The organism is Stappia sp. (assembly GCF_965276915.1).
In the GTDB taxonomy this organism is placed as follows: domain Bacteria; phylum Pseudomonadota; class Alphaproteobacteria; order Rhizobiales; family Stappiaceae; genus Stappia.
Genome location: NZ_OZ255709.1, coordinates 2,044,369 through 2,068,684, shown reverse-complemented (window position 1 = coordinate 2,068,684; position 24,316 = coordinate 2,044,369). Strand labels below are relative to the sequence as shown.

The following is a 24,316-nucleotide window of genomic DNA, read 5'->3' as shown; positions in this document are numbered from 1 at the left end:
CAATCACCTGGGAGGGAAACATGAAACTGGGCACGTGGATCAAGGGGGTTTGCGGCATGGCGCTTCTGGCGGCCACCGCGATGGAGGCACGGGCGGACACGTTCCTGTTGCGCATGGGCGGAGGTCATACGACCGGCCTCACCTATGTGGCAACCTATGACACTTTCTTCGCCGACGAGGTGACGAAGCGGGTCAAGGAAAAGACCGGACACGACATCCGCTTCATCAAGGCCTGGGGAGGCAGCGTTGCCAAGGTCGACGGTGCCATCGAGGCGGTTCAGCGCGGCACGCTCGATATCGGGCTTTCACCGATCGGCTTCGAGCAATCGCGGGCGGCACTCCTGAACTACAGCGCCATGGTGCCGTTCACCACCGCCGACCCCGTTCTCCAGGGCCGGGTCGCCACCCGCATGCTTGCCGAGGTCCCGAGCCTCCAGGAAAGCATGAAGCCCTACAACGCCCGCATCCTGTCGATGATGGTGACGGAGGCCTACGGCCTTGCCACGAATTTCGACTGGACGTCCATCGACGAACTCAAGGGCCGGCGCATCGCCATGGCGGGAACCAACGCACCGCTTTTCGTGCCCATCGAGGCCGTTCCGGTGAACCTTGGCATCGGCGAGCACTACCAGGCCATGCAGACGGGCCTGGCGGAGGGCAGCCTCTTCTTCATCTCCGGCATGGAGGCGTTTCGGCTCAAGGAGGTGTCCTCCACGTTCACACGCACGGGCTTCGGATCGCTGTCCACCTTCGTTGCCTTCATGAACGAGGACACCCGCAAGCGCCTGCCCGGAGAGGTGGTGAAGATCATCGACCAGGTGGCCGCCGAGGCCGCGATCATGATCGCCGAGCGCAGTGCCGAACGGGACAAGGCGGTCGCCGAACGGCTCGCGGCCGAGGGCATCACCGTGCGCGACCTTTCCGATGCGGAGCGGGCCCGCTGGGCCAAGGCGGTGGCGGAGATCCCGGCGAATTCGGTCGCCGGCCTCGCCGACCGGGATTACCCGACCGCCGATGTCCTGAAAGCCTATATCCGCATTCTGGCGGAAGAAGGCTACAGTTTCCCCACGGACTACACCTTCTGAGCCAACGGCACCGGCCGGGTCCCGACCCGGCCGGAAAACCGTTCGAGCCGCTCGTCCAATGGGGAAAGACATGGAACGCTTCATCCATCGGGCGGCGGGCCTGCTGGCAGATGCCGGCAGCCTCGTCGTCTATCTTTGCGCGGCGCTGATCGTCTACGACGTGGTGGCAAGGCTTGCTTTCGGTCAGCCTTTCGCCGGAACCGCCGACCTCGTTGCCATCGCCCTTGTGCTCGTCACCTTCCTGCAGGCGATGAAAGCCCTGCTGCGGGACCGACTGCTGCAAATGACACTGCTCTTGAACAAGCTTCCGGGCCGGCTGCTCGCCGTCGCAATGGCCGCAGCGAACGTCGTCGGTGCTGCATTGTTCCTGTGCCTTGCGGCCTTTGCCGTGGAACCGATACTGCAGGCCTACCGCACCCACGAGTTCTTCGGCACCGATGCCTTTCGCGTCACCGCCTGGCCGGTTCGCCTGGCCGTCGCCGTGTTGTGGTGCCTGCTCGCCATCGCCTTCCTGACAAAGGCGCGCACGTCGCTGCAGAGGACTTCCCGATGATCGAACAGACCGCGGCGATCGCGCTCGGCCTCATCTTCGTGCTCTCGCTGGCGGGCGTCCATATCGCGCTCTCCTTCCTGATCGGCTCCACCGTCGGTCTCTATCTGCTGTTCCAGGACTGGTGGATGACGCTGGGCCTGCTGCAGCAGACCGCCTTCGACGGCATTCGCGACTACAACCTGATGGTGATCCCGCTCTTTGCGGTGATGGGCCTCTTGATCGCCCGCTCGGGCGCGGCGACCGACCTGTTCTCCGCCGCCAACCGCACCTTCAGCCGTGTCCCGGCCCGGCTCGCGGTGGCAACGGTGGCCGGCAACGCGCTCTTTGCCGCCGTCACCGGCGTCGGCGTCGCGGCCGCGGCGACGTTCAGCCACATCGCCTATCCCTCGATGCAGGCAGCAGGCTACAAACGCAGCTTCGCCGCCGGCTGCATCGCCGGCTCCTCGGTCCTCGGCCTGCTGATCCCGCCTTCGGTGTTCATGATCGTCTGGGCAATCCTGACGGAGCAGTCGATCGGGCGGCTTTTCGCTGCCGGTGTCCTCCCGGGCATCGCCCTTGCCGTGCTTTTCGGCCTCTACTGTGTCGTGCGCGCGATCCGCAATCCGGAAATGGTCAGCTCGGAGACAGCGGTGGCGGACGCTGCGGCGACGCGGCCCGACCCGGTCGGCATCGTCGGCGTCCTGTTGATCATCCTGGTGACGCTCGGCGGCATCTGGGGCGGGTTCTTCACACCGACGGAAGGCAGTGCCGTCGGTCTTGCCGGCGCCTTGCTGCTGGCCCTGGCCAAGGGAATGAGCCGCACCGCCATCGTCGAGGCGACCCGCGAGGCCGGCATGGTCGTCACGCCTATCATGCTCTTGCTGCTGGGTGCGGCGATGTATTCCAAGCTGCTGGCGCTTGCCGGCATCCCGCAGCTTGTCGGCATGCTGTTCGAGACGATGGAGCTTGGCCCGACAGAGACAATCCTCGTCATGGCGGCGATCTGGCTGGTACTCGGCTGTTTCGTTGACAGCATCTCGATCATGCTGCTGACGGTGCCGCTGTTCTGGCCGATCGCACAGGCCATGGGCATCGACCCGATGGTGTTTGCGATCGTCGGCATCCTGGTCATCGAAGCGGGCGTCCTGACGCCGCCCTTCGGCATCGGCGCGTTCGTCGTGCTGGCCGCGATCCCGGACAAGGAGCTGCGGCTCTCCGAAGTCTTTCGGGGCCTTGCGCCCTACTGGACAATGATCCTTGCCATAGCGGCACTGGTCTATGTCTTCCCTGCACTCGCGACCCTGGTTCCCTCACTTCTCTAGAGGCAGGCGACCAAACGCGAGCGGGCGTGCGGGAGACCGCGCTCCCGTTTCATGCCCCACAAGGAACCCACCACTTTGCGTGCGCAGGTTCGCAAGTCAGTCGTCCGCAACCAGGACCGGTTCCCCGCCCGCTCCCCCTTCGGGCTCGCCCGGCAACGCGTAGGTGGTCACGTATTGCCCCTCCAGACGGTGAACCCTGATCGGGATGTCGTAGATGCTGCTGAGATGGGCACCGGTCATCACGTCCGCAGTGTCGCCGTGAAAGACGACCCGGCCATCCTTCATGCCGATGATCCTGTCGGCGAAGTTGGCGGCGATGTTGATATCGTGCAGCACGACGACCACCGCCTTGCCGAACGATCGCGAGGCGTTGCGCAGAAGATGCATCATCGAGACGGCATGGCGAATGTCGAGGCTGTTCAGGGGCTCGTCGAAGAGCATGTAGTCGGTGTCCTGTGACAGCACCATCGCCACATAGGCCCGCTGCCTCTGGCCGCCGGAAAGCTCGTCGAGAAAGCTGCCGGAGATCGACTGCAGGTCGAGGAAATCCAGTGCCTTTTCCACATGCGCCCGGTCGCCGGGGGACAGGCGTCCGCGCGAGTGGGGATAGCGGCCGAAGGCGACGAGATCGCGCACCGTCAACCGTGCGGCGACCCGGTTTTCCTGTTTGAGAACGGAGAGCCGCCGTGCAAGAAGGTCGCCGGATGCGCGCGCGACATCGAGCCCGTCAACCGTGACGGTCCCCCTGTCGGCAGCAAGCAGGCGCGAGGCAAGGCCGAGCAGTGTCGACTTGCCGGCACCGTTCGGCCCGATGATCCCCGTCAGCCCGCCGCGCGGAATGGCAAGGGTGATGCCGTCGACGACGATGCGTCTCCCATAGGACTTTGTCAGTCCGTCGATCTCGATCAACGCGCCATTCCCCTCAGCAGCATGATGATGAACATCGTCCCGCCGACGAACTCGGTGACGATGCCGACCGTCGAACCCAGACCGAGAACCTGCTCGAGCACCAACTGGCCACCGAGCAGGAGCAGGATGCCCACGAGCACGGCCCCGGCCAGTACCTGGCCATGCCGAAATCCGGGTATCAGCAGATAGGTGACATTGGCAACGAGCAGCCCGAAGAAGCTGATGGGCTCGAACCCGTTGAGCGGGCCGACCAGCGCTGTCGCCACGGATACCTGGAGCGAGACCAGGATGAGGATCAGCGACACCATGCGGCGGTAGTCCAGTCCCAGGTTGATCGCCTGGTCACGACCAAGGAGCAGGACATCGAGCCTGTCCCGCATCCGCCAGACGAGCAGGCAGACGCCGCCCGTCACGAGCGTCGCCACGAGAAGAAGATCGGGCGCGACCCCGTTGAAACTGGCGAAGAGCCGGTCTTGCAGGACAACGAACTCGTTGGGATCGATTACCCGCTGCAGAAGCACCATCAAGCCGCGAAAAAAGAGCCCGAAGACCACGCCGACCAGCAACAACAGATGGAGGTTCTGCCGCGCGCCCAGAAACAGCCAGCGATAGAGGAGCACGGAAAACAGGAGCATCGCGCCCGCCTCGACGGCGAAGAGCAGCCTCGGATCGACGGAGGACAGGCGCGCGGCGCCCAGGAAAAACACGAAGGCCGTTTGCAGCAATGCATAGAGCGCATCGAAGCCCATGATGGACGGAGTGAGGATGCGGTTGCCGGCGATCGTCTGGAAGACCACGGTCGAGACCGCGATCGCCGTCGCCACAACACAGATCGCCAGCAGCTTGCGGGCGCGAAGCGCCAGCACGTAGTCCCAGTTGCCCCGCACGTCGAGCGTCATGAAGATGACGGCCACTGCAACGACCGCGCAGGCCAGCACCAGCAGAACCGTTCGCGGCCTCGTCATCCGGGCCTCCCCCGGCACCTCGTCATGCCGCACGGGTCGAGCGCCCCAGCAGCAGGTAGAGGAAGACGGCGCTGCCGAGCACCCCGAAGACAGTGCCCGCCGGGATCTCGTAAGGTGCCACGATCAAGCGTCCGGCCATGTCGCAGACAAGGACGAGCGCGGCTCCGGCAATCGCCATCCAGGGCAGGGTCCGACGCAGGTTGTCCCCCGCCGCCAGGCTGACGAGGTTGGGAACCACAAGCCCCAGGAACGGGATCGATCCGACCGTGGTGACGACCAGGGCGGAAACCAGCGATACGATGACGAGGCCGACCGCCACGGTCTTCCCGTAGTCGAGGCCCAGGTTTCGGCTCATGTCGCCGCCCAGACCGGCAATGGTGAACCGGTCGGCCGCAAGATAGGCCGCGACGCTCAGAACCAGGGTGAGCCAGAGCAGTTCATACCGCCCGGAGATCACGACGGAGAAGTCTCCGTTACGCCATGCGCCCAGCGACTGCATCAGCCCGTAGCGATGGGCAATGAAGGCCGTCACCGATCCGACGATCCCGCCGAACATGATGCCTGTGAGCGGAACCAGCAGCGGTGCACCCGGCGGCACCGCCCGCAGCAGACGCAGGAATACGGCCGTGCCGGCGCAGGCAAAGCCTGCCGCGACCAGCGACTTGACCACCACCGGCGCCCCGGGGAACAGCAGCATCATCAGCAGCATGCCGAAACCGGCCGCCTCGGTGGTACCGGCAGTCGTCGGCTCGACGAAGCGGTTGCGTGTCAGCATCTGCATGATGACGCCGGCAATCGCCAGACAGGAACCGGACAACAGCAAGGCCATCGTGCGCGGCAGACGGCTGTCCATCAGCGTCGACATCGCGGCCTCGCGCGTGGCGGGGTCGGCAAGACGGGCCGGCGTGAGATCCGCGACGCCGATGAAAAGGCTCGCAGCCGCCAGGGCCGCCAGCACCAGAAGGCCGGCCGTCAGGCCGCCGATTGTCGGGCGAGGTGTTCTTGCTTGCATTTGGGATGCCACGGGCACGTACTGCCCTATTGGATTGCGTTGGCAATCTCGTCGACCATCGCCTGCATGGCGGTCAGGCCGGTGCCGCTCAGATACCAGTTGTCGGGATCCAGATAGACCACCCGGCCAGCTTCCCAGGCCCGTGTCGTGCGGACGATATCGTTGTCGAGAAGGGCCTCGGCCGCCTGCCCTTTCTGTCCGGTGGCGGCATCGCGGTCAATGACAAACAGGAAGTCCGGGTCGGCCTTGAGGATGAACTCGAAGGATATGGCCTGTCCGTGCGTCGCCACCGTCAGGTCCGGAGCGGCCGGCCTGATACCGAGTTCCGTGTGAATGACACCGAAGCGTGACCCGGGCCCGTAGGCACTCATGCGCCCGCCCGTCGTCATGATCACAAGCGCCGTGCCGACACCGCCGGCCTGCTCCTTCAGCTTTGCAACGGATGCCTCCAGTGCCTCGAGCCGTGAGGCCGCCTCCGGCTCCTTGCCCAGAATGCGTGCCATGGACAGGATCTTCCCGGTTGCGTCCTTGAAGTAGTTGCCGGTGTCGACCGTCATATCGATTGCCGGAGCGATCTTCGAGAGCTCGCGGTACTTGGCCGCGGATCGCCCGCCGACAATGATCAGGTCCGGGGCGGCGGCGGCCACGGCTTCGAAATCCGGCTCGAACAGCGAACCGATCTTCGCGTAGCGATCCGCGTCGTATTTCCTCAGATAGGCGGGTTTCACGCCTTCCGGCACGCCGGCCGGTTCGACGCCCAGCGCGTCGAGCGTGTCAAGTGCGGCCAGATCGAAGACGAGCAGGGTCTGCGGCAGGCGCGGCACCTCGGTGACACCTTGCGCATGTTCGATGCGCAGTGTTTCGGCATGCGCATGCGGGACAAGGAGAAGCATCGGCCCCGCGGCCAATGCCAGCACCGGCAACAGAAGCATTCGGGCAAGAGCGATATTGGACATGACTTCCATCCGTGGGATGTGGGGAACTGCTAGCGGCCGGCACATTCAAGCGCGAGCCGGAGCGCGTCGAGGGCGGCGTCAACCTTGGCTGGCTGATGGGCACGCCCCTCATATTCGCGGTAGGCGAAGGCCACGGCACGCCCCTTTCCCGCTTCGGCAAGCCCGGCAAGGGAGCGGGCGTTGGTGACCATGGCGTTGCTGGCGATCCAGCGGCGGCGCGCCTCGAGCTCCCTCCCCTGAACCGGGTCGAAGGGACCGAGGTCTTCCTCCGCGCTGCCAACCGACACCTGCAGGCGCGGCCGGCGGCCGTCCTTCGGCGACGACGTAAGGAATGCGGCCATGTCGGCAAGCATCCGGCGATCGTCAACCCATAGCGAGGGACTGCTTGCGGCATAACAGTCGAAAGCAGCAGGCTCCGTAACGAGGCGGCGCAACACCATCAGACCGCCAAGCGAATGGCCGAACAGCGTTTGCGCGGCTGTCTCGGCACCCAGCGCTGAACGCACGCGCGGCTTCACCTCGCTTTCCAGCAGGTCAAGAAAGGCGTCGCCGCCGCCGAGTTTCGGCCAGGGCTTTCCGTTCGGTCGCTCCGGCATCCGGTGGCTCCCCCCCGCCGAAGCCGCAGGAGGGGTCAGGTCGAAGACCCGTCGGTCGAGGCTCGCCCTGCCCGGCGGGTAGGCGATGGCGGCGACCGCGACCGGAGCGACGCCGACCCTGGCGGCAGCCGGATTGAGCATGCGGGCGATGTCGGTCAGAAGAGCGAAACTGTCCTCGCCGTCGAAACTGTAGAGCACCGGATAACCGCCTTGCGGAGCCGGCCCGTCCGGGCGCCACAGGAGCAGGCGGAACGCCTCTCCCGAGGCCCCGGAGACGAAGGGTATCTCCATTGCCCCCTCGATTGTCACAGGCCGCGAGACCTCGTCCGCCTGCGCGCCACGCACGACAGCCGCCGCGAGAAGCGCGACGGCCGCAATCAACCATCCGGACCGGATTACATTGCGCGTCATGCCTGGACCTTCGGCTCCCAGACGATTTCCGGCTTCTCCCGCCAGGAAAAGCGGGTCAGGTGGTCATGAACGACGAAATGCGTCCGCGCCAGCGTCTCCTGCGTTTCGGACACGCACTCGATTCTCAGAGCGCCATCGTCCGCCCACATGCGGCAGTCGCCGAAGGGAAAGTCGACCTTGCCCGTCTGTGCGTCGAAGCTGACCTCGACCTTGTGGGCAAAGTGCTTGCACAACTGCTGCAGATAGCGCGAAGCATTGGCGGTCGCGACCGTTGTCTGGATGCCCGGCATGAATGAACCTGTCCGCTCTTGAGTTGGCCCGAACGGGGCGGATCATCCGCCCCGTTGCTGTGGTGTATCCGCGGCGCGGACGAGATCAGAACTTTGCCGACAGGCGGAAGGTCGCGCTGCGCGGCTCTCCATAGAAGTTGAACACCGAGGTGCCGCCGACCCGCGAGTAGTACTTCTGGTCGAAGACATTGTTGACGTTCAGCGTGGCGGTGAAGTTGTCGTTGATCTTGTAGCCGGCCATCAGGTCGGCGGTGACATAGCCCGGCGCCTTGATCGTGACGCCCTGCGACACGCTGGAGAACGAGCTGAAGGCGGTGACGCCGCCGCCAACGAAAACGCCCTCGAACGCCCCCGCGGTCTCGTCGAATGTGTACTTGGTCCAGAACTGGAACATGTGCTGCGGCGTATACGTGCTGAAGGTCTGCCCCGCCTGCGCCGAATTCAGATAGCGGCTGTCGGTATAGGTGTAGCCGCCGGCAACCTCCCAGCCCGGCAGCGGCGAGCCCGACGCCTCCAGCTCGACGCCCTGCACCTCGACCTCGCCCTGTGCGATCGACGCGCCGGGAACCAGCGGGTCGGCCACCGCCCGGTTGGTGTCGCGCAGGTTGAAATATGCGAGCGAGGCATTGACGCCGCCGTCGAAGAGCTCGGCCTTCATGCCGATCTCGTATTGCCGGCCGACACGCGGATCGAGGATGTTGCCGGCCGCGTCCGTTGCCGTCTGCGGCTGGAAGATCTCGGTGTAACTCGAATAGGCCGAGAGCCAGTCGGTCACGTCGAAGACGACACCGGCATAGGGCGTCACCTTGGCGTTTACCTGCTGCTTGCTGGTGATCGCGCCGCTGACCAGGTTGGTCGTCGTGGCGTTGTACCAGCTGACGCGGCCGCCGCCGATCAAGGTGAGCCGGTCGATCGGCTTGACGCGGAGCTGGCCGTAGATGCCGAAACGGTCGGTCTTCGTGCCCTGCTGAACCGTGTAGTTCACCGTCGGCTCGGGCAGCGCCGAGTTCCAGCCGTAGATGTTCTGGTTGCCGGCGATCACACCGGCACCCTGCAGCATGGTGATGTCCTGGTTCTGATAGTCGGCACCCAGGATGATGTTGTGCTCCTGGCCGAACAGCTCGAACGGTTTGCTGACATGCGCATCGATGGCGAGCGAGCCCGCCTCGTAATCTCGCGCCAGCCAGCGGGTGTCGGACGTGTCGCCGCCGCCGGAGATGATGTCACCGTTCGGCGCAGCGTAGCCGTTCGCCCAGGCATAGAGGAAGTCGACATCCGTGGCCTGGTAGCGGGCGGAGAGCTTGGCGTGGCCACCGTCATCGAACTTGTGTTCCAGTTCGCCGATATAGTCGGTGACGCTGTTGTCGAAACGGTTCCAGTCGGCACCGGTGAAGGTGGAGCGCGGAAGATCGATCAGCGTGCCGTCCTGGAAAGTCGGAAGGCCGTTGAACGGCGTGATGTCGCGTACCTGGTGGCTGACCGAGAAAGTCGCCGTGGTGCTATCGCCAATGTCGGCCTGGACGGTGCCATAGGCGACGCCGACACCGTTCTCGACACTGTCGACGAAGCCGTTCTCGTGCTGCAAGACACCAACGAAACGGCCGCGCACGGAACCGGATTCGTTCAACCGGCCGGTGACATCGACCTCGCCGCGCTTGTGCTCCCAGGAACCGAACGCTCCCTCGAAGCGGGCCTCGAAATCGCTCTTGGCCTGCTTCAGGCGCATGTTGATGGCGCCGGCCGGCTCGCCGGCGCCGCCGAACAGGCCGGCCGGGCCGCGCAGGATCTCCACATGGTCAATGATCGCCATGTCTGGCTGTGTGCCGTAGACGCTGGAAAGCGGCGCCGGCAACCCGTTGAAGTAGAGGCTGTCGAACTCGAAACCGCGCGAGAACAGGCTGGATCGGCCATTGTCGTTGTTCAGCACGACGATGCCGGGGGTCTCGCGCAGGGCCGTGTCGAGCGAGGTGTAGCCGCCATCCTCGAGCCGCTCGCGCGTCAGCACCGTCGTCGACTGCGGAATCTCGCGGACGGAGAGCACATCCTTCTCGCCGACGCTGATCAGATTTGTCGTGTAGCTGTCGCTACTGTCGGTCTCGTAGCTCGCGCCCTCGATGACGATCCTGTCCAGAACCGTCGGCTCCACGCCCTGCGCGAACGCCGCACTCTCAAGCACGAGGCCGATGGCCGTCGTTGCGAGCAGCATACCGCCCATACGAACGGCGAAACCGCCAGCGACCATCCGGTGGCCCATCTTCGTAGCCATGCATACCCCCATACACCGCCCGGGCGCATTTGCCGAGCGAAAACTTGATAAAAACACTCATGTTTGTTAGAGGAAGGCCTCGACGAATGCCACCGCCCTACCTTTGCGCAAGCGTCAAAGATGTTTGCGGCTCTTGCGGTGCGCGCACGAAAGGCGGCCAGAAATGGCAACCGGTTGTAATATCACAGATAACGACGTTCTCGCGGCAGATCTGAATGACTGTGCCGCCGTAACCGGGCCAGGATTCCGTCTGCTTCGGCCACTGACCTCCTCCAGCGGAGCGGTGTTGCACGGCAATCACCGCATGACCCGGCTGCGGGCAGGCCTGAATGTTCACACCTCCGACACCGTGACGCTGCAGGATCTGGTGACGACAATCGAGCAGCCGCCCGGTCTGACGATCATGATATTCCTCAGCGGCGGCGTGGATGCCACCATTGGCGGCGTCCCCCTCGACGTCGGCCGGCGCGGCGATGAGCCCGTGCGCGGCGTGATGATTTCGCGGGCCCGACCGGATCGTTTTGTCCGCCACGCCCACAAAGGCGATCACATGCGCAAGGTGATCGTCACCATGTCTCCGGAGTGGATCTCAGAAAGCGGCTTCGAGGGCATTGCCGGGCACGAAATCGTCCAGGCATTCTGCAAGACGCATCTGGCGCGCTTCGACTGGGTAGCCAGCCCGGCACTGATTGCGATCGCCGAGCAGATGCTGCACCCCCCGCACAACGAAACCTATCCGGAAGGCCTCTATCTGGAGAGCCGGGCGCTGGATCTCGTGGCGGAAGCCTTCACCGCACTGGCAAGCGAGGGACGGGCCGTGACGCGCGGCCAGCTCTCCCCCGTCGAACAGAAGCGCCTGCAGTCGATCAAGGACGTCATGGCAAGACCGGACGCCGAAGGTCTCCCGCTCGACCGGATCGCCAGGCTTTGCGGTGTCAGCGTCAGCAAGATGCAGCGACTGTTCCGCATCGCGCACGACAGCACTGTCTCCGAATACACCCGCCGGACCCAGCTCGTGCGGGCGCGGCAGCTGCTGGAGCGGGAAGGCATACCGGTTTCCGAAGCGGCTCATGCGGCCGGCTACACAAGCGCGGCCAACTTCGCCACCGCCTTCAAGCGCGAATTCGGACTGTCGCCGCGCGAGGCGCGCCGAAGCGCCAGGGCCTGAGTTTCGCCGCACTGCGCCCGCCTCCCCGGAACGCGGCCAGGCACCGGAACACGTGTCACTCTTCCCTTCAATTCAGAATAAAAAAACTTTCAGATCGTTGTTGACAGCCGGCCACTAAAGATCCCGTGCAATCTGCACGTAATCGCTCGTCATAAATCTTTCACATCGACGAAACCATAAAAATAACAGGGATGTGGATTGCATTCCAGAAGGCCGCATCATCAATCTCCGCCCGGGCCTTGCATCGTCTCCGACCGTCGTTATAGTGCGGTTCAAATCAGAGTTGCGCAGCTTCATCCACTGACGCTTGGGCCCGACGAGGGTTCGCGCGCGCAACCTGTCGGCATGCGTGCCGCTCCTGTGACGGAGTGGCATCCAGCAGCGTGTGCCGGCGTCGCGATTGTCCCTGCATCTCACGATGCCGCCCCGGACCGACGGCGCTAGCAGCTATCGAACCGCGCGTGGCGTCCCCTCGTTCACGCGCCCAAGACACGCACCCAGTGGGCTGCGGCAGCCATGTCGTGCCCAATTGATAAGCCGTGCCCACTTGAAGGAGATCAAGATGAGCTATGTCGCCCGAAAACCCGCCAATGCCGACCTTCAGCCCCGGGAGCAGGTCTATGGCGAGAACCCGCTGGAAGACCGGGAGACCGATCTTTACCGTGGCGAATATGTGAAGTCCTTCGTCGAGAAGTGGGACGAGTTGATCGACTGGGACGCACGGGCCCAGAGCGAAGGTCAGTTCTTCATCGACGTGCTCCGCGCCCGGGGCAAGGAAACGGTTCTCGACGTCGCCACCGGCACGGGCTTCCACTCGGTGCGCCTGACCGAAGCCGGTTTCAACGTCACCTCCGCCGACGGGTCGGCCGCCATGCTTGCCAAGGCCTTCAACAACAGCCAGCAGCGGGGCCTGATCCTCAAGACCGTTCATGCCGACTGGCGCTGGCTGAACCGCGACATCAACGGCAAGTATGACGCGATCATCTGCCTGGGCAACTCGTTCACCCACCTGCATGACGAAGCCGATCGCCGTCGCGCATTGGCGGAATTCTATGCCGCCCTCAAGCATGACGGCATCCTGATCCTCGACCAGCGCAACTACGACATGATGCTGGATCAGGGCTTTCAGTCCAAGCATAAATACTATTATTGCGGCGACAGGGTTACTGCCGAACCCGAGCACATCGACGAAAGCCTGGCTCGGTTCAAATACAGCTTTCCGGACGGCTCCGATTACACGTTGAACATGTTTCCCATTCGCAAGAATTACATGCGTAAATTGCTCTCTGAAGCCGGATTCGCGCGCGTTCGCACCTATGGTGATTTTCAGGAGACCTATGCGGAGAGCGAGCCGGACTTTTTCGTCCATGTCGCCGAGAAATCGACGGTTCATCTCGTACGCTGGGGCGGCGGCACGCGCGACAACGACGAGACCGACATTCGCGACGTCGCCGAGGATTACTACGACAGCAATGACGCCGACACGTTCTACAGCACGATCTGGGGCGGCGAGGACCTGCATATCGGCCTCTATGACGAAACGAGCGACATCCGCGAGGCGAGCAATGCCACGATCGAACGGATGGTCGAGCTGTTGCCTGAGCTGAATGCCGACACGCGCCTGCTCGACCTGGGCGCGGGTTATGGCGGCGCCATGCGGAAGCTGGTCGAGCGAACCGGCTGCGCCGCAACCTGCCTCAACATTTCCGAGACGCAGAACGACACCAACAGGTATCGCAATCGCCGCGCAGGCGTCGCCGACAGGATCAAGGTCGTTCACGGCGTGTTCGAGGACATCCCGGAGGCGGACGCCAGCTACGACGTGCTGTGGAGCCAGGATGCCATCCTTCATTCCGACCAGCGCCAGACCGTGCTGCAGGAGGCCTGGCGCGTTCTCAAGCCCGGAGGCCACTTCATCTTCACCGACCCGATGCAGGCGGACGACGTTCCCGCAGGCGTGTTGCAGCCGGTCTATGACCGCCTCAACCTGACGAGCCTTGGTTCATTCCGCTTCTATCGCGAGGCGGCGCGCTCGCTCGGTTTCGAGATCCTCGCCCAGGAAGACATGACCGGTCAGTTGCGCACCCATTACGCACGTGTCCGGGAAGAACTCTTGGCCAATTACGACGCGCTCCGTGCGAACGAGGCCTCGGCAGAGTATCTCGACAAGATGGCCGTGGGTCTGGAGAACTGGGTCAAGGCCGCGGATGCCGGGCATCTGGCCTGGGGCATCCAGCTTTTCCGCAAGCCGGAATAACCAAGCCTGCCGTGCGGGCCGGTTCTTGTCGGAGCCGGCCCGCGCGTCCCTCGCCCCATGTCGCGGGTCAGCCGTCCTCTTGCGTGCCCGCCAGCGACTGTTTCCTTGCAAACTCGATCAGGCTGGCGACCGCGTCCGACTGCGGACGGGTGACGCCCTGATCGGTCCCGATCAGGGTCACGACCGCCTGTGCCTCGTTCTGCCAGTCGAGGACCGGGGCGGCAATTGCCACGAGACCGGGGATGAACCGTCCGTCGACGGTGGCATATCCGGCATTGCGAATCTCCTCGCGCAAGCTCGCCACCCCCTGCGCCGTTGCCGTCAGGTCCGAAATCAGGTCCGGGTTGCGCCTTGCATGACGCAGTTCGATATCCAGCATCGGACGGATGACGCCAGGCGGCGCCCAGGCGAGAAACGCGCGGCCGGTTGCCGAATTGAGCAACGGCAAGGTGGTTCCAAGCCCCATTGACGTGATGGTCGGCGACGCGGTCCGTTCCCACCGGATGACGGTAGCCCCCTGATTGCCCCAGACCGACAGCAGTCCGGTCAGGCCGGTGTCGGCACACAGTTCCGGCAATTCCTCTGCAGTCCGGTTGACGAAGTCGTGGCGACCAAGGGCGGCGAGCCCAAGGCGGACCGCCCCCGTTCCCAGGTCGTATTTTCCCGACCGACCCGCCTGCTCGACCAGACCGGCATGGATGAAGGATGCCAGATAGCGGTGCGCCTTGCTGAGCGGCATGTCGCAGTCGCGGGCAAGCTCCGACAGCGACACCGCCCGGCCGTATCCGGACATCACCCGCAGCAATCTAAGAGCCGCGTCCAGCGACTGGATGCCGCCGGAGGGTTCGCCGGCGGGTTCGGTGTCCGGCGCTTCGTTCTTTTTATTTTTCATGACCTTCGAGTATCCGGCGCAAGGGGTCGAGTCTTGCCGCCATCATACCGGCCGCACCTTGCGCGAACAGTCCCCTTGTTTCGCACCCCCGCGCCATCAGGCTTTCGCCAGAACGCAGCTCATAGGCCAGGCGAAGCGCCTTTTCCCCCCATTCCTCGACGCTCATTTCGACGATCAGCCTGTCGCCGTTCCGTAGCGGCTTCAGGAACCGCGCCGACACATCCATCAAGCCGATGCCAAGCGCGCCCACCCGTTCGCATAACGCGTCGTGACCGCCGAACTCCCACAGCCAGTCGTGAAAGGCACGGTCAAGCCAGCCGAGGATATTGGGGTAGTAGGCAATGCCCGCCGGGTCACAGTCACCGAAGCTGACACGTAGGGAAAAGCTGTGTTTTTGCTCGCTCATTCTTTCATAATCCAAAATCAGTTGCATCATGTGAAATTATACGTATCTTCCCGCATCAAGCTTGTCGACAGGAAAGGGGGAGGAACATGAGCGGACTTTCGAGGGTGGAAGTGCTGGGTGGAGGTCCCGCGGGGCTCTATACGGCGATCCTGCTGCGCCGGCTGATGCCGCATGTGCATGTGCGTGTGAGCGAGCAGAACCCGGAGGGCGCGACTTTCGGCTTCGGCGTGGTGTTCTCCGATCAGGCGCTTGATTTCCTGAAGGCCGACGATCCCGATATCCACGATCTCGTCACGCCCCACATGGAGCGCTGGCAGAACATGACGCTGAACCTGCCGGCGGAACGGATCACGCTGGACGGCATCGGCTTTTCGGCAATCGGGCGGCTGGAGCTTATCGAGATCCTTCGCCGGCAAGCGTCGTCGCTGGGTGTCGAGCTGCGCTTCGGGCATGCGGTCTCGTCGCTGGACGAGTTCGACGCGGACCTGATCGTCGGGGCGGACGGCCTCAACTCGCTCGTGCGGCAGGAGCTTCAGACCGCGTTCGAGCCGAGGCTGGATCATTTCGACAACCACTTCGCCTGGTTCGGCACCCCGCGCGCCTTTGACACGCTGACCCAGAGCTTCGTCCGAACCGGCAAGGGCGCGCTCAACGCGCATCACTACCGCTACGCCCTCGACCGCAGCACCTTCATCGTCGAATGCGACGACCCGACCTATCGCGCCTATGGCTTTTCCGAGATGAGCGAGGAGGAAAGCGCCAGGGTCTGCGGCGAGATCTTCGCCGAGGCGCTGCAAGGCGCGCCGCTCGTCACCAACCGCTCGCTATGGCGGCAATTTCCGCGACTGTGGTGTGACCGATGGGTCGCCGGCCGAAACGTCCTGCTCGGCGATGCCGCCCACACAGCGCATTTCTCCATCGGCTCGGGCACGCGGCTCGCCATGGAGGACGCGATCGCGCTGGTCCGTGCGCTGGCCTCGCATGCCGATGTCGACGCGGCGCTGGCCGCCTACCAGAACGAGCGCCAGCCGGTCGCCCGCAAGATCGTCGATGCCGCCAACACCTCGGCCGCCTGGTACGAGACCTTTGCGGAAAAGATGGACCTGGCCCCGCTCGACTTCGCCTTCGACTACATGACCCGCTCCGGGCGGGTCGACATGGACCGCCTGCGCGGCCTCGCGCCCCGTTTCATGACGCGCTACGAGACGTTCAAGGCAACTGCTGCGGACCGGCAGGTCACCGATGCCGTCGGCGACGACGCGCCGGGAGCCGCCGAGATCGGCTTCGACAAAGCCGCCCATCCGAACTGCTCGGCCATCCTTTGGGACAATCTCGGGCGCAACCCCGACAAGCCCGCCGTGACCGGCCCCGGCGGCACCCTCAGCTACCGGGAGCTGATCGCCGAGGCATCGCGCTGGGGTCATGCGTTCATCGCCGCCGGCCTGAAACGCGGCGAACGCATCGCGTTCTTCCTCGACGACACGCCGACCTATCCGGCCGCCTTCTTCGGCGCGGTGCGCGCCGGTTTCGTGCCGGTGCTGCTGAACATCCAGACCACCCCGGACGTGCTGAACTTCTTCCTCAAGGACACGGGCGCACGCATTGCCCTGTGCGAGGCCTCGCTCGCCGACCGGTTCGAGGGCGACACGCTGAAGGGCACAGCCCTGGAGACAGTCATTGTCGCGAACGGTCCGGCCGGACGCGACAATCACATCCCGGCCGCCGACTTTCTGTCGGGCCGGCCGGACAGCCTCGCCTGCGCCGATACCGGCCCCGATGACATGGCCTTCTGGATGTACTCCTCCGGCTCGACCGGCCGGCCGAAGGGCGTCGTCCACCTGCATCACGACATGGCCTACACGCAGGCATCCTTCGGCACGCATGTGCTGAAGCTGGAGCCCGGCGACATCTGCTTCTCCGTGCCGAAGATCTATTTCGCCTACGGCTTCGGCAACGCCCTCACCTTTCCGTTCTCGGTGGGAGCAACAACACTCCTGATGCCAGGCCAGCCACGCCCCGACGACGTCCTTGCCCTGATCGAAACATGGCGACCGACGGTCGTGTTCGGCCTGCCGACGCTCTACACGGCGCTGGCCCGGGCCGCGACGCTGGACGCGCGGGACCTTTCCTCGCTGCGCCAGTCGATGTCCGCAGCGGAAATCCTCTCGCAGGAGGTCTACGAAGCCTGGAAAGCGCGGACCGGGCACGGCCCGACCGAGGGCCTCGGTTCGACCGAACTGCTGCACATCTACCTCTCCAACACCACCGACGACCATCGCATCGGGGCGGCCGGCAAGCGCGTGCCGGGCTACGAGATCCGGCTCGAGACGGCGGATGGGACGCAGGCGAAACCCGGCGAGGAAGGCGTCATGTTCGTGCGCGGCCATTCCTCCGCGCCCTGCTACTGGAACCGGCCGGACAAGACCCGCGACACCATGCGCGGCGACTGGATCCATACCGGCGACCGCTTCATCGAGCGCGACGGCCACTACTATTTCCAGGGTCGTGCCGACGACCTGATCAAGGTGTCCGGCCAGTGGGTCTGGCCGCTGGAAGTGGAACGCTGCCTGAACGAGCATCCCGACGTGCATGAATGCGCCGTTCTGGCGCATCAACTGCCCGACCGGCGGATGACGCTGAGGGCGATCGTGCGGCTGCGCGACACGGCAAGGCAGGGCGAGGAACAGAGCGCCCGGCTGCGCGACTACGTCAAGTCGCAGCTGCAGCCTTTCAAGTACCCCCGCGTCATCGACTACATCGACGAGTTGCCGAAGACCGGCACGGGCAAGATCGATCGTCAGGCGCTGCACCAGGCACCCTGAACACGCACCCTGAACACTCACACGGACACGGGACGTCCTGCGGCTTCGCGCATCGCTGGACGGGCGCATGCGAAGCCGGACAGGCATCGACACGATTTTTCAAAGGGAGGGAAAGACATGAAATCGAACAAGCACACACTGACGGGATACATGCTGGCTGCCGGCCTGACGCTGGCCATGAGCGGGACCGCAGCTGCCCAGGTCGCGTCGATCTCGACGCCGCCGCAAGGTTCGGTGTGGAACACGATGGCCTCGGTCATCGCCGGCCAGGCCCGCGAGAGCGCGAACATGCGCATGGTCGTGCAGCCCTATGGCGGCAATGCGCAGATGATGCAGTCGGTCAACGAGGGGCTCGCCGAGTTCTCGCTCAACGACGTCAACGACGTGATCTCCGCCTTTCAGGGCAGCGGCGAATACGACGCCGCGATGCCGAACCTGCGGGTGATCGCGCGGATCAACCCGTTCCCCGTCGGTCTTTATGTCAAGGAGAGCTCCGGCATGACGGCGGTCGCCGATCTGAAGGGCAAGAGCGTGCCGTCCGGCTGGGATGCGTTCCCGATCGCCCGCTCGCACATCTCGGCGATCCTGGCCGCAGGCGGGCTCACCTGGGACGACGTCCGGCAGGTGCCGGTGCCCGAGCTGATCCGCGGCTCCGACGACATGGCGTCCGGCCGTGTCGACAGCGCCTTCTTCGCCGTCGGCGGCCCGAAGGTGGCCGAGGTCGACGCCTCCGTCGGCGGGGTCCGATTCCTGACCGTCGAGGCCAATGACGACACACTGGCAAAGATCCGGCAGGTCCGCCCGGCCTTCTACTTCTCGCAGGTTGCGCCGGCCCCGCCGCGCGTCGGCGTCAAGGAACCGATGGCCTTCGTGACCTGGGACAACATCCTGGTTGCCGGAACGCATGTCTCCGACGCGCAGGTGAAGACGCTGCTCACGGTCCTGTTCGATGAGGCGGAAGCAATCGGCAACGCCTATCCGCCGCTGCGCGCGCTCGACCTGGCAAGCGCCTACAAGGAGTATCCCGGCCTTGAATACCATCCGGCGGCGGCGGCCTTCTTCAAGGCACGCGGTGTGGAACTGACCCCGGTCGAGTGACCGGATACATGGCCGGGCGGCCCCATCTGCCGTCCGGCCCAATCCCCCGCTGCATCCGTCAGGACACATGATGGCGATCAACGAGATTTCGGAAACGTCCGGCACCGCCGGAGATGGCGACACGCGTGCGCCTCTCGGGCTGAAGGCCCTGCTCGGCGGCACGCTCACTCTGCTTTCCCTGGCGCAGGCGGCCGACATCGGTTCCCGGCTCGGGTATTCCTACTATACCGAGCAGTTCCTGGCCGTGGTTCTGGGCCTGAGCCTCGGCCTCGTCTTTCTCGGCAAGGATGCGGCGGGACGGCGACGCGCAGGTCGCGTGCAGCGAATTCTCGACCCCGTCCTCGGCGTCGCGGGACTGGCCCTGTCCTTCTACGTGGCGTGGTTCTACCCCTCGCTGGTCGGACGCGCCATGATGCTGCCCTGGGATGCGCTGGCGGCGGGCAGCCTGCTCTTTCTGCTTGTGCTCGAGGCCTTGCGCCGCTGTGTCGGCTGGGTGCTCGTCATCGTCGTGCTGGCCATCTGCGCCTATGGCCTGATCGGCCATCTGGTGCCGGGCGTGCTGCAGACGCGGGAAGTCGCGCCTGCGCGCATGGCGGTCTACCTCGCCTTCGATCCGAACGGCCTGCTCGGGCTGACGCTGAATGTCGCCGCGACCGTCGTCATCGCCTTCGTCTTCTTCGGGCAGATCCTGCTGTATTCGGGCGGCGCCGGTTTCTTCAACGACATCGCCATGGCGACGATGGGCCGCCGTCGGGGCGGCGCGGCCAAGATCTCCATCGTTGCCTCCGGCCTGTTCGGCTCGATCTCCGGCGTGGTCGTGTCGAACATCGTCGCCACCGGCGTCGTGACGATCCGCCTGATGGTCAATTCCGGCTTCCGCCGTACCACCGCCGCAGCGGTCGAGGCCGTCGCCTCGACAGGCGGGCAGATCGCGCCGCCGGTGATGGGCGCGGTCGCCTTCCTGATGGCGGACATCCTGCAGAAACCCTATTCGGAGATCGTCGTCGCGGCCATCGTGCCGGCACTTCTCTATTACGTCTCGCTCTTCGCACAGGCCGACCTCCTGGCGGCCAAGCAAGACATCCGGACGATCGAGGGCGAGGAGATCCCGCCCGTGTCGCAGGTGATGGCGCGCGGCTGGGTCTTTCTCATCCCCTTCGCCGCAATCGTCGCGGCGCTGTTCTGGTTCAACCAGCGGGCGGAAACGTCAGCGCTTTGGGGTGCCCTCGCCGCCATGGCGATCGGCCTCACCTGTGGTTACGGCCGGTTGCGGATGAGCCTGCGCAACCTTTGGGACTGCATGGTCGAGACCGGCGGGGCCATCACCGACATCGTCATGATCTCGGCCGCCGCCGGTTTCATCATCGGCGTGCTCAACGTCACGGGCCTCGGTTTCGCCGTCACCTATGCACTGGTGGACCTCGGCCAGGGGAACCTCTTTGTCCTGCTTTTGATCTCCGCCGCCGTCTGTCTCGTTCTCGGCATGGGCATGCCGACGGTCGGGGTCTATCTGCTGCTTGCCGTACTGGTCGCCCCGTCGCTGATCGAATCCGGCGTCGAGCCGATCGCCGCCCATCTCTTCATCTTCTATCTCGGCATGATGTCGATGGTGACGCCGCCGGTGGGCATTGGCGCCTTTTTCGCCGCCTCCATCGCCAAGGCACCGCCCATGGCAACCGCCATCGAATCGATGCGCTTCGGCTGGACCGCCTACATCATCCCGTTCCTGTTCGTCTTCTCGCCCGCCCTGCTGCTGATCGGCGACCCGCTCGACAGTCTCCTGGCCGTCGCCACAGCCGTGCTCGGGGTCTACGCGATCTCGGCGGCCTTCATCGGCTGGCTGCACGGGCCGGCCGGTCCCTTGCTGCGGCTGGCGATCGCCGCCGCCGGCATCGCGCTGCTGCTGCCGCCAGGGATCGGCGGCGAGGCGACGCTCTGGGTCAACGGCGCGGGTTTTCTCGCCCTCGCCCTGCTGTGGCACGCGGGGCGCAACGTCTCGAGACGCCGGACGGCCGAAGCTCCGGGCCGCTGACCCCTCCCTTGTCAATCGATACCGAACGAAGGAAACACCGATGTCCTACATATTTCCGCCCGCTCCTGTCCCCACCGTTCCGGTCGTCGGCAGCGAGGCGCTGCTGCCGGTCCGCCGGATCTTCTGCGTCGGGCGCAACTACGCCGCCCATGCCCGCGAGATGGGCAAGGACCCGGACCGCGAGCCACCCTTCTTCTTCACCAAGCCGGCGGACGCCGTTGTGATGAGCGGCGAGACAATCGCCTATCCGCCGGAGACGGAGAACTTTCACTACGAGGCCGAACTGGTCGCGGTGATCGGTACGGCTGGCCGCAACATTTCCCGGGAAAGCACCCTCTCGCACGTCTTCGGCTATGCCATCGGCAACGACCTGACCCGCCGCGACCTGCAGCTCGCCGCGCGCGACAAGGGCCGCCCCTGGGATTTCGGCAAGGCCTTCGACCGCTCGGCCGTGATCGGCCCCGTGCATCCGGCGGAGGCCATCGGCCATCCGCACAAGGGCTTCATCCGGCTCGCCGTCAACGGGACGGTCAAGCAGGAGGCGGACCTTGCCGAGCTGATCTGGTCGGTGCCGGAAGTCGTCTCGATCCTCTCGCATTCCATCGCGCTGCGGCCGGGCGACCTGATCATGACGGGAACGCCGGCGGGTGTCGGACCGCTCGTCGCGGGAGACATCTGCACCGTTGCCATCGAGGGCATGGGAGAAATCACCAGCACAATCGGCCCGCGCGAGTGATCCCATGACCTTGACCCTGCACAATTTCTTCCGCTCCTCGACCTCCACCCGGCTGCGCGCCGCGTTGAACCTGAAGGGGCTGGACTACCGCTATGTCGCCTATGCCCTGCGCAAGGGCGAGACGCGCACGCCGCAGTTTCTCGCCCTCAATCCGCAAGGGCTCGTCCCGGCGCTCGAACGCGAGGACGGACGCGTGCTGACGCAGTCGCTGGCGATCATCGAGTGGCTGGACGAAACCTGCCCGCAGTCCCCCCTGCTGCCGGCCGATGCGGACGGGCGGGCGCGGGTCCGCGCGCTAGCGCAGATGATCGCCTGCGAAGTCCACCCGCTCAACAACCTTCGGGTTCTGGGGTATCTCGCCGAGCAGTTCGGCGCCGACGAGGCCGCACAGAAGGCGTGGTTCACCCATTGGGTTACGGCCACCTTCGACGCGCTGGAAGCCACGCTGGTCCGGGACCGGGACACCGGGGCCTTCTGCCATGGCAACACACCAAGCCTGGCCGATATCTGCCTTTACGCGCAGGTGTGGAACAACCGGCGCTTCGCCATAGACACAAACGCCTGGCCGACCATTGCCGGCATTTTCGACCGGCTTGACGGCATCCCGGCCTTCCGTGACGCAGCCCCGCCGAACCAACCCGACGCGGCCTGACCCCGACCTTTCCAGACAGGAACGAGGATTGCCATGAACGACGCCATGACGCACGAAACCGTCGAGCACGCCATGCAGCCCGAGGACACGCCGGAGCTGCGCGCGCTTTATCGCGGCTTTGAGGAGAACCACCTCATCCCGCTGTGGACCCAGATTGGCGACCTGATGCCGGTTCATCCGAAGCCGCGCGCGCTCGCCCATGTCTGGAAATGGTCGAAGCTGCTGCCGCTCGCCGAGACGTCCGGCGAACTGGTTCCGGTCGGACGCGGCGGCGAGCGGCGCGCAATCGGGTTGGCCAATCCGGGCCTCGGCGGCAATGCCTATGTCAGCCCGACCTTGTGGGCGGCGATCCAGTATCTGGGGCCACGCGAAACGGCGCCCGAACACCGCCACTCGCAGAACGCCTTCCGCTTCGTCGTCGAGGGCGAAGGCGTGTGGACGGTCGTCAATGGCGATCCGGTGCGCATGAGCCGGGGCGATTTGCTGCTGACGCCAGGCTGGAACTTCCACGGCCACCATAATGATACCGACCAGCCGATGGCATGGATCGACGGGCTCGACATCCCCTTCTCGCAGCAGAACGATGTCGGCTTCTTCGAGTTTGGCTCCGACCGCGTCACCGACTACGCGACACCCCGCTTCTCCCGCGGCGAGCGGCTGTGGTGCCATCCCGGCCTGCGGCCGCTGTCAGGATTGCAGGACACGGTCAACTCGCCGATCGGCGCCTATCGCTGGGAGTTCACCGACCGGGCGCTGAACGAACAGCTGCTGCTGGAGGAGGACGGCCAGCCGGCGACGGTGGAACAGGGGCATGCCGCTGTGCGCTACGTCAATCCCACGACCGGCGGCGACGTGATGCCGACGATCCGCTGCGAGTTCCACCGGCTGCGTGCGGGGTGCCAGACACCAACCCGGCGCGAGGTCGGATCGACCGTCTTCCAGGTCTTCGAGGGGCGCGGCTCCGTCGTGCTCGACGGCATGGAGCACAGGCTGGAGATCGGCGACCTGTTCGTCATTCCCTCCTGGATCCCGTGGTCCTTGCAGGCGGAGACGCAGTTCGACCTTTTCCGCTTTTCCGACGCGCCGATCATGGAGCGCCTGCACTTCGCCCGCACCCATGTCGAGACGGCCGGGCGATGACAGCCCGGTCGACGACCGGCGGCCTCGATGAGGCTCGCGCCGCGCTGCGCCAGCGGCAGGGGGCCGGCGCGCGCTACGACGCGGCGAGCGCCCCGGTCCGCGAGCTTTCCTGGGCACGGCGCGGCACGGCATATTTTGCAAGGCTGCTGAACGCGCTGAGCGACGCCGGTCTCGATGCGCCTTCGGCAATCGAGGACGTGCCTCGCCGCGAGATCGTCGCCCATGTCGGCTATCATGCGCGCGCGCTCAGTGAGATCGTTGCCTGGGCACGCCAGCACCCGGGCATCTCCATGCCGGTCGCAGCCTCCCTGGAACCGACCGCCATCCGCCGCAAGGCGACCCAGCCGGCACGGGCGCTGCGCAATCTCTTTGCGCATGCCGAGATCCATCTCAATGTCGAATGGCGCGACCTTGAGGACAGCCACTGGGGGATTGTCGTCGAAGACGAAGGCGGACAGCGTTTCGCCATCCGGGAGACACCCTTGATGCGCGCCCGCACCATCTGGCTTTGCGCCCTTGAACTTGACGCCGGCGGCCGGCATGCGGACGTTCCGCCCGATCTCGCAGAGCAAATTGCGCAGCTGTTGCCCGCGCGAAACGGCAACCGCCTTCAGGCACTCAACGCCTCCGGCGCCGAAACACTGCCTGCATGCTCTGGCGTGATCAGCTTGTAGACGTTTCTCCCCTCGGTGCCCCTTACGGCCGGCAGCCAACAAATATGAGTTTGACACTCATATTTGTTGGCTGGTAGACCAACCAAAATTCATTG

21 protein-coding genes are annotated in these 24,316 nt (G+C 65.1%); 12 read left to right on the top strand and 9 right to left on the bottom strand.

The window, feature by feature from the left end; all coding sequences use genetic code 11:
- Window positions 1-20 precede the first annotated feature (20 nt).
- The 3 genes from dctP to ACQY46_RS09645 all read left to right on the top strand — a co-directional run bounded on the left by dctP (window position 21) and on the right by ACQY46_RS09645 (window position 2,939).
- Entirely contained in the window at window positions 21-1,085 is a 1,065-nt protein-coding gene (gene dctP, locus ACQY46_RS09655; protein ID WP_428700028.1) for a TRAP transporter substrate-binding protein DctP, read from the top strand.
- A 70-nt stretch (window positions 1,086-1,155) separates the two neighbouring features.
- Complete coding sequence (locus tag ACQY46_RS09650) at window positions 1,156-1,638, top strand: TRAP transporter small permease (RefSeq protein ID WP_428700027.1); 483 nt, start codon at window positions 1,156-1,158, stop codon at window positions 1,636-1,638.
- Window positions 1,635-2,939, top strand: a complete 1,305-nt coding sequence (locus tag ACQY46_RS09645) for a TRAP transporter large permease (protein ID WP_428700026.1) — start codon at window positions 1,635-1,637, stop codon at window positions 2,937-2,939. The genes ACQY46_RS09650 and ACQY46_RS09645 overlap by 4 nt, the downstream gene beginning before the upstream one ends.
- A gap of 96 nt (window positions 2,940-3,035) precedes the next feature.
- Here ACQY46_RS09645 and ACQY46_RS09640 read toward each other — a convergent pair whose 3' ends face one another.
- The 7 genes from ACQY46_RS09640 to ACQY46_RS09610 form a co-directional block, all read right to left on the bottom strand.
- Window positions 3,036-3,848, bottom strand: coding sequence for an ABC transporter ATP-binding protein (locus ACQY46_RS09640; RefSeq protein ID WP_428700025.1), 813 nt, complete (start codon window positions 3,846-3,848; stop codon window positions 3,036-3,038).
- Window positions 3,845-4,813 (bottom strand): iron chelate uptake ABC transporter family permease subunit, encoded by a 969-nt coding sequence (locus tag ACQY46_RS09635; protein WP_428700024.1) that lies wholly within the window; start codon window positions 4,811-4,813, stop codon window positions 3,845-3,847. The genes ACQY46_RS09640 and ACQY46_RS09635 overlap by 4 nt, the downstream gene beginning before the upstream one ends.
- Window positions 4,814-4,835: 22 nt before the next feature.
- Window positions 4,836-5,798, bottom strand: coding sequence for an ABC transporter permease (locus tag ACQY46_RS09630; RefSeq protein WP_428700459.1), 963 nt, complete (start codon window positions 5,796-5,798; stop codon window positions 4,836-4,838).
- 53 nt (window positions 5,799-5,851) lie between these two features.
- Window positions 5,852-6,781 (bottom strand): siderophore ABC transporter substrate-binding protein, encoded by a 930-nt coding sequence (locus ACQY46_RS09625; protein ID WP_428700023.1) that lies wholly within the window; start codon window positions 6,779-6,781, stop codon window positions 5,852-5,854.
- A gap of 29 nt (window positions 6,782-6,810) precedes the next feature.
- A complete protein-coding gene (locus tag ACQY46_RS09620) occupies window positions 6,811-7,788 on the bottom strand; it encodes an alpha/beta hydrolase (protein WP_428700022.1) in 978 nt (325 codons plus the stop codon).
- Window positions 7,785-8,078 (bottom strand): DUF2218 domain-containing protein, encoded by a 294-nt coding sequence (locus ACQY46_RS09615; protein WP_428700021.1) that lies wholly within the window; start codon window positions 8,076-8,078, stop codon window positions 7,785-7,787. The genes ACQY46_RS09620 and ACQY46_RS09615 overlap by 4 nt, the downstream gene beginning before the upstream one ends.
- 85 nt (window positions 8,079-8,163) lie before the next feature.
- Window positions 8,164-10,344 carry a TonB-dependent siderophore receptor gene (locus tag ACQY46_RS09610; protein WP_428700020.1) on the bottom strand — a complete coding sequence of 727 codons (2,181 nt, stop codon included), beginning with the start codon at window positions 10,342-10,344 and terminating at the stop codon, window positions 8,164-8,166.
- A 304-nt stretch (window positions 10,345-10,648) separates the two neighbouring features.
- Here ACQY46_RS09610 and ACQY46_RS09605 point away from each other — a divergent pair, with 304 nt between their 5' ends.
- The gene (locus tag ACQY46_RS09605) at window positions 10,649-11,512 is read left to right on the top strand and encodes a helix-turn-helix domain-containing protein (RefSeq protein WP_428700019.1); all 864 of its coding nucleotides are present in this window, start codon (window positions 10,649-10,651) and stop codon (window positions 11,510-11,512) included.
- A 562-nt stretch (window positions 11,513-12,074) separates the two neighbouring features.
- Window positions 12,075-13,769 carry a methyltransferase domain-containing protein gene (locus ACQY46_RS09600; protein ID WP_428700018.1) on the top strand — a complete coding sequence of 565 codons (1,695 nt, stop codon included), beginning with the start codon at window positions 12,075-12,077 and terminating at the stop codon, window positions 13,767-13,769.
- Window positions 13,770-13,836: 67 nt separating this feature from the next.
- On the opposite strand, the gene ACQY46_RS09595 is transcribed toward ACQY46_RS09600, so the two are convergent.
- Window positions 13,837-14,661: an IclR family transcriptional regulator gene (locus tag ACQY46_RS09595; protein ID WP_428700017.1), complete on the bottom strand. Its 825-nt coding sequence runs from the start codon at window positions 14,659-14,661 to the stop codon at window positions 13,837-13,839.
- Window positions 14,651-15,097, bottom strand: coding sequence for an acyl-CoA thioesterase (locus ACQY46_RS09590; protein ID WP_428700016.1), 447 nt, complete (start codon window positions 15,095-15,097; stop codon window positions 14,651-14,653). Before ACQY46_RS09590 ends, ACQY46_RS09595 begins: the two co-directional genes overlap by 11 nt.
- A gap of 56 nt (window positions 15,098-15,153) precedes the next feature.
- Between ACQY46_RS09590 and ACQY46_RS09585 the strand changes: the two genes are divergently transcribed.
- The 7 genes from ACQY46_RS09585 to ACQY46_RS09555 all read left to right on the top strand — a co-directional run bounded on the left by ACQY46_RS09585 (window position 15,154) and on the right by ACQY46_RS09555 (window position 24,221).
- Entirely contained in the window at window positions 15,154-17,889 is a 2,736-nt protein-coding gene (locus ACQY46_RS09585) for a benzoate-CoA ligase family protein (RefSeq protein WP_428700014.1), read from the top strand.
- Window positions 17,890-18,006: 117 nt separating this feature from the next.
- Window positions 18,007-18,987, top strand: a complete 981-nt coding sequence (locus tag ACQY46_RS09580) for a TAXI family TRAP transporter solute-binding subunit (RefSeq protein WP_428700013.1) — start codon at window positions 18,007-18,009, stop codon at window positions 18,985-18,987.
- 70 nt (window positions 18,988-19,057) lie between these two features.
- Window positions 19,058-21,019 (top strand): TRAP transporter permease, encoded by a 1,962-nt coding sequence (locus ACQY46_RS09575; RefSeq protein WP_428700012.1) that lies wholly within the window; start codon window positions 19,058-19,060, stop codon window positions 21,017-21,019.
- A 40-nt stretch (window positions 21,020-21,059) separates the two neighbouring features.
- Window positions 21,060-21,755: a fumarylacetoacetate hydrolase family protein gene (locus ACQY46_RS09570; RefSeq protein WP_428700011.1), complete on the top strand. Its 696-nt coding sequence runs from the start codon at window positions 21,060-21,062 to the stop codon at window positions 21,753-21,755.
- A 4-nt stretch (window positions 21,756-21,759) separates the two neighbouring features.
- Window positions 21,760-22,407 carry a maleylacetoacetate isomerase gene (gene maiA, locus ACQY46_RS09565; protein WP_428700010.1) on the top strand — a complete coding sequence of 216 codons (648 nt, stop codon included), beginning with the start codon at window positions 21,760-21,762 and terminating at the stop codon, window positions 22,405-22,407.
- Between the two features lie 33 nt (window positions 22,408-22,440).
- The gene (locus ACQY46_RS09560; protein ID WP_428700009.1) at window positions 22,441-23,547 is read left to right on the top strand and encodes a cupin domain-containing protein; all 1,107 of its coding nucleotides are present in this window, start codon (window positions 22,441-22,443) and stop codon (window positions 23,545-23,547) included.
- A complete protein-coding gene (locus ACQY46_RS09555) occupies window positions 23,544-24,221 on the top strand; it encodes a maleylpyruvate isomerase N-terminal domain-containing protein (RefSeq protein WP_428700008.1) in 678 nt (225 codons plus the stop codon). The genes ACQY46_RS09560 and ACQY46_RS09555 overlap by 4 nt, the downstream gene beginning before the upstream one ends.
- Window positions 24,222-24,316: the final 95 nt, after the last annotated feature.

Coding starts and splice junctions, on each gene's coding strand:
- dctP (WP_428700028.1), top strand. CDS start 21: ATGAAACTGGGCACGTGGATCAAGGGGGTTTGCGGCATGGCGCTTCTG.
- ACQY46_RS09650 (WP_428700027.1), top strand. CDS start 1,156: ATGGAACGCTTCATCCATCGGGCGGCGGGCCTGCTGGCAGATGCCGGC.
- ACQY46_RS09645 (WP_428700026.1), top strand. CDS start 1,635: ATGATCGAACAGACCGCGGCGATCGCGCTCGGCCTCATCTTCGTGCTC.
- ACQY46_RS09635 (WP_428700024.1), bottom strand. CDS start 4,813: ATGACGAGGCCGCGAACGGTTCTGCTGGTGCTGGCCTGCGCGGTCGTT.
- ACQY46_RS09625 (WP_428700023.1), bottom strand. CDS start 6,781: ATGTCCAATATCGCTCTTGCCCGAATGCTTCTGTTGCCGGTGCTGGCA.
- ACQY46_RS09620 (WP_428700022.1), bottom strand. CDS start 7,788: ATGACGCGCAATGTAATCCGGTCCGGATGGTTGATTGCGGCCGTCGCG.
- ACQY46_RS09615 (WP_428700021.1), bottom strand. CDS start 8,078: ATGCCGGGCATCCAGACAACGGTCGCGACCGCCAATGCTTCGCGCTAT.
- ACQY46_RS09610 (WP_428700020.1), bottom strand. CDS start 10,344: ATGGCTACGAAGATGGGCCACCGGATGGTCGCTGGCGGTTTCGCCGTT.
- ACQY46_RS09605 (WP_428700019.1), top strand. CDS start 10,649: ATGACCCGGCTGCGGGCAGGCCTGAATGTTCACACCTCCGACACCGTG.
- ACQY46_RS09600 (WP_428700018.1), top strand. CDS start 12,075: ATGAGCTATGTCGCCCGAAAACCCGCCAATGCCGACCTTCAGCCCCGG.
- ACQY46_RS09595 (WP_428700017.1), bottom strand. CDS start 14,661: ATGAAAAATAAAAAGAACGAAGCGCCGGACACCGAACCCGCCGGCGAA.
- ACQY46_RS09590 (WP_428700016.1), bottom strand. CDS start 15,097: ATGATGCAACTGATTTTGGATTATGAAAGAATGAGCGAGCAAAAACAC.
- ACQY46_RS09585 (WP_428700014.1), top strand. CDS start 15,154: ATGAGCGGACTTTCGAGGGTGGAAGTGCTGGGTGGAGGTCCCGCGGGG.
- ACQY46_RS09580 (WP_428700013.1), top strand. CDS start 18,007: ATGAAATCGAACAAGCACACACTGACGGGATACATGCTGGCTGCCGGC.
- ACQY46_RS09575 (WP_428700012.1), top strand. CDS start 19,058: ATGGCGATCAACGAGATTTCGGAAACGTCCGGCACCGCCGGAGATGGC.
- ACQY46_RS09570 (WP_428700011.1), top strand. CDS start 21,060: ATGTCCTACATATTTCCGCCCGCTCCTGTCCCCACCGTTCCGGTCGTC.
- maiA (WP_428700010.1), top strand. CDS start 21,760: ATGACCTTGACCCTGCACAATTTCTTCCGCTCCTCGACCTCCACCCGG.
- ACQY46_RS09560 (WP_428700009.1), top strand. CDS start 22,441: ATGAACGACGCCATGACGCACGAAACCGTCGAGCACGCCATGCAGCCC.
- ACQY46_RS09555 (WP_428700008.1), top strand. CDS start 23,544: ATGACAGCCCGGTCGACGACCGGCGGCCTCGATGAGGCTCGCGCCGCG.